Below are 3,616 nucleotides of genomic sequence, written 5' to 3' on the forward strand. Positions count from 1 at the left end.
AAACGCATTCAAGTGGGAATCGGCCCTCCTCTTTTCCGTGTAGGCGTCTTTCAATTACGGCTTGTACCGCTGAATGGATTTGTGGAAAGCGAAGGGATTTCAAGTCGCTTTCATGGGGTCGTGGTTGCGCTGGCAGGTGTACTTGCTCAAGGGGTTGTGGGTATGTTTGTTTTGCTTTCGGGAATCGCAAAACTTGATCCCGTGTTTTGGGGCTGGTTTCTTGTGGTGTCTGTCTTGAGTTTCTTGACGCTGTTTCCGATTGGCCATTCAGATGGGGCAGTGGCAGTTCGGTGGGCTTTTTCGAACAAGCAATCCAGCAACACCTAAAAATACTTCCGCTGCCCCCATGTGTTGATAAAATGAAATGGAGATAAGGGGATTTGGAGATGTTCAAACCTGCCGCTTTGGAAGAAGAACAGATTTTTGCCGCTGGCATTGCTTCGTTTGTTGAGAAACTAAGACGAGAAAGAAAGTTGTCGAGTGAACCAGCACCAATTCAGCCAACGATTTCGGTTGGAGACATCGTATTGGTTCCGGTGTTAAGTTTCGACAAGAAGAACGGTGAACGCGAATTGCCTAGAGTTCGAGCGCGCGTAGTGTATGTAGGAGAAAAATTTATTGTGGTAAACATGGGAAAATACCGGAGTTCGTTTGCATATTCAGACATCGCGCTTTGCGAATAAAGCGTTTGGTTCTAAAGAATTTCGTATTGCGCTTGCGTTTTTTGCAACATCCACTCTCCATCCCATGTTTATGCCTTTTTTACTGCCATCTCAAGTTCCCAATCATGCAATCGTGCAGGTGGCGCATCGGGCAATGTTTGCTTTGCCCAAAGAAACGAATTTAATTCTCGCGGGAAAAAGTCGTCCGCATCACTTTGCAGTGCATGGAGCTTCGCCGTTTCGTGTGCGTGCGGTCATCGCGCAGGCGCTAGAAATCACGCACGAGCCGATTTCGTGGCTCGCTCCATTGTGCTGGATTGCAAAGCACGAAAGCAACGATCATCCGCACGCCATTGCGTATCGGGAGGTGGGGGACGAGTCCGCTTGTGGTTTGTTCCAAGTGTTGCCGACTACGTTTGCGGCGCACGCGCTCCCCGCCATGCAAAACATTTGGAATCCGCTCGACAATGCAGTTGCGGCCATTCGCTACATCGCCGGGCGGTACAAAACGCCGTGGGCGGTTCCTCATGTTTTTTGCAAAGCCACTTATGTTGGATATTAAACACTTCCCCCCTTAGAACAGCAAAAATTCTTACCCTGCCCCCTCTCATTGAAGGGGGTTTTTTTGTGAGCATACTTTCACGCAGGTACAAGGATCAAGACCTTCGCTTCGGCAACGTATCAAGTCCGCCGTCCGAAGTTGTCACGTATACGCTGACGCCGGAAGAATTAGAGGTGTTCAATCAAAAATACGGTCTACCACCCGTTGGAACGAAAACAGGAAAAGCACCGACTTTTGTAGTTCCTGAGAAGCCACTTGAAACAATCCGCAAAGAAAAGGAGCACGCAAAAATGGCACTCACGAAAAATGCGTATTTAAGCGCTCGTGCGCAAGGGAAATCAAAGAAAGAAATCCAAGAAATGTTCGACGTGACTCCCCAAGGTCTTGGCGGCGCGTTGTATCACTGGGGATTGAGCAAGGAAAAAGACGAAGCAGAAGCAATCCGCGCCTACGTAGAAAGCGAAAATCAATCCGAAACAATTCAACATAAAGCGAATCCCGACGAACGCGCACAGGTTGTCGAGGAAGCCGTCACTCAAGAAGTTGCAAATCATGAGAAGAAAAAAGAAGAGCTGCGCGCCTTGATGAAGGAATCGCCAACCGATTATTTGCGCGAAGTAAGCAAAACACCTTCAAATCCAATCGAACAAATCACAGAAAAAGAAATCCCGTTTGATGCGCATCAACAGATGATGTTTTTGACGCTTAATATGATTGCCGATGAGGTCTATGAAACGGCTTGTGAAAAAGGTTGGCACGAAGAACAGTTGCCGTTTCCTGTAGCCATCGCTCTCATTCACAGCGAAGTGTCAGAAGCGCTGGCGGCAGATCGAAACGAAAACGGCGATGTAGCAGAAGAACTTGCCGATGTCATCTTGCGTGTGTTGGATAGCGCACGCACGTATCAGTTGGATGTGCCCGCAGCACTTGTGCGCAAAATGGCGAAGAATAAGCTAAGAGCCTATCGGCATGGCGGAAAAAAATACTAGTGGTATTGATTAGATAAATCGCCGATCAATCCATTCTGCAAAACGCTCGTATAAGAGCGTTCTTGTGTTGAGTAACTTCTTTTCGTTTTAGTTACTTTTGAGGTAACGAATACGAACTGGAGTGGTTGGAATGTCGCGGATGGTCATAAGAAAACATTCACTCGAAAAATCGCAAGCGCTTGAAAGGTTTATACCTGTTATTCACGGGAAAATTAGGATTTTACGAAAATATGATTATTGGTTCGTGGAAACCTATAAGGAGGATTTGTTTGCGGTAGGAGTGACCGCTTTTTATGAAGCGCTTGGGGAACGAGACGAGCAGGGGATAAAAAGTCATATTCGCAGGTCGATGGATCGTTTTCGAAATGACGAAGATCGTCAAGTCGAACTCGCAGAAAGGTTGATGGGTCGAATGATTGTTTTGGCTGCTGATGCAGAACGAGTTCGCAATGCGCTAAATGAACTTAAAGAAAACGGAGACACAAATGCGCTGGATGTTGCTCACATGATCATGGAAGGCATAGCGGATCGAAAAATTCCAGAGCTTTTAGGCATCACTAGAATGGCTTATGTCCAAGCGCGTCTGAGAATCGAAAAAGCACTTGTTGCAGATAAATGTTTTTGTGGTTGCTGATTAGGTTGTAAAACGGCTTGCGCGAAAGGTTGGCACGAAGAAGAATTGCCGTTTCCTGTAGCCATTGCTCTCGTTCACAGCGAAGTGTCAGAAGCGTTGGCGGCAGATCGAAACGAAAACGGCGATGTAGCAGAAGAACTTGCTGATGTCATCTTGCGTGTGTTGGATAGTGCACGCACGTATCAGTTGGATGTGCCCGCAGCACTTGTGCGCAAAATGGCGAAGAATAAGCTAAGAGCCTATCGGCATGGCTGGAAAAAATACTAGCGGTATTGACTAGACAGATACTAATGTAGTATTATTAAATCAACAAAAACTAAGGAGGAATGAGTTAGTATGGAACAGATTTATTCCGTGGAATTTGTGGAATTGGTGTTTGTGTCCACGCGCAGCGCTTTCAACGGAACCAGATTTGAGAGTGATGAAGCATGAAAGTAACCTCTTATTTCGAAATATCATCAGAAGCTCACTTGGCTTATAACACCGAAACGAAGGAATTTGAGCCAGCTTATCTCAAAATCGCTACGGATCATAAAGTGGTTTTGACGAGCGAAGAAATTGAGAAAGTACACGAAATACACTTAAATTATGTGACGGGAGAACTTCGGATTTGTCCTGAACATGTACGAACCATCAGCAAAGAAGAATATATCGAAGAACACGGGGAAGATGAGGATTGACGCCCCTCCTGTTAGCTAAAGCCACAAAAATTCTTACCCCGCCCCCTTTTGTTGAAAAACGAAAGGGGGTTTTTTTATGCCAGTCAATT

At 46.1% G+C, this 3,616-nt stretch carries 7 protein-coding genes; all 7 read left to right on the plus strand.

Annotated elements, in window-relative coordinates:
* A partial coding sequence (locus tag BM613_RS15235) for a hypothetical protein (protein ID WP_181363198.1) occupies window positions 1-327 on the plus strand: 327 nt, incomplete at its 5' end.
* 59 nt (window positions 328-386) lie between these two features.
* On the plus strand, window positions 387-683 hold the full coding sequence (locus tag BM613_RS14005; RefSeq protein WP_109431782.1) for a hypothetical protein: 297 nt from the start codon (window positions 387-389) through the stop codon (window positions 681-683).
* Window positions 652-1,224, plus strand: coding sequence for a transglycosylase SLT domain-containing protein (locus tag BM613_RS14010; RefSeq protein ID WP_109431783.1), 573 nt, complete (start codon window positions 652-654; stop codon window positions 1,222-1,224). Before BM613_RS14005 ends, BM613_RS14010 begins: the two co-directional genes overlap by 32 nt.
* Window positions 1,225-1,289: 65 nt before the next feature.
* Window positions 1,290-2,213 carry a nucleoside triphosphate pyrophosphohydrolase family protein gene (locus tag BM613_RS15615; protein ID WP_245926402.1) on the plus strand — a complete coding sequence of 308 codons (924 nt, stop codon included), beginning with the start codon at window positions 1,290-1,292 and terminating at the stop codon, window positions 2,211-2,213.
* Between the two features lie 130 nt (window positions 2,214-2,343).
* Window positions 2,344-2,847: a hypothetical protein gene (locus BM613_RS14020; protein ID WP_109431784.1), complete on the plus strand. Its 504-nt coding sequence runs from the start codon at window positions 2,344-2,346 to the stop codon at window positions 2,845-2,847.
* Between the two features lie 84 nt (window positions 2,848-2,931).
* Window positions 2,932-3,114 (plus strand): nucleoside triphosphate pyrophosphohydrolase family protein, encoded by a 183-nt coding sequence (locus BM613_RS14025; protein ID WP_181363199.1) that lies wholly within the window; start codon window positions 2,932-2,934, stop codon window positions 3,112-3,114.
* 161 nt (window positions 3,115-3,275) lie between these two features.
* Complete coding sequence (locus tag BM613_RS14030) at window positions 3,276-3,527, plus strand: hypothetical protein (RefSeq protein ID WP_109431786.1); 252 nt, start codon at window positions 3,276-3,278, stop codon at window positions 3,525-3,527.
* Window positions 3,528-3,616: the final 89 nt, after the last annotated feature.

Origin of the sequence: Sulfoacidibacillus thermotolerans (assembly GCF_003144315.1) — a bacterium.
GTDB lineage: Bacteria > Bacillota > Bacilli > Alicyclobacillales > SLC66 > Sulfoacidibacillus > Sulfoacidibacillus thermotolerans.